The organism is Carboxydothermus islandicus (assembly GCF_001950325.1).
GTDB classification, from domain to species: Bacteria; Bacillota; Z-2901; order Carboxydothermales; family Carboxydothermaceae; genus Carboxydothermus; species Carboxydothermus islandicus.
This window is the reverse complement of the sequence record NZ_BDJL01000133.1, coordinates 1-241: the sequence shown is the minus strand read 5'-3', so window position 1 is coordinate 241 and position 241 is coordinate 1. Positions and strand designations below refer to the sequence as shown.

Sequence of the window (241 nt, the reverse complement as noted above, 5' to 3'; positions counted from 1 at the left end):
TTCGCAGCTTGCCACGTCCTTCTTCGGCCTCTGGCGCCTAGGCATCCACCGTACGCCCTTACTAACTTGACCTTCTCTTTTTCTCCAACCTCTGTGCAGTTTTCAAAGAACAGATTCCTTGGTCGGAAATAACGGCAAGCGGTTTGTTTCTCCTTAGAAAGGAGGTGATCCAGCCGCACCTTCCGATACGGCTACCTTGTTACGACTTCACCCCAATCACCGGTCCCACCTTCGGCAGCTC

General features: G+C 53.1%; 2 rRNA genes. Both read right to left on the bottom strand.

The window, feature by feature from the left end:
• Positions 1–72, bottom strand: a 23S ribosomal RNA gene (locus ciss_RS11875); the annotation flags it as partial.
• A gap of 85 nt (positions 73–157) precedes the next feature.
• Positions 158–241 (bottom strand): 16S ribosomal RNA (locus ciss_RS11870); the annotation flags it as partial.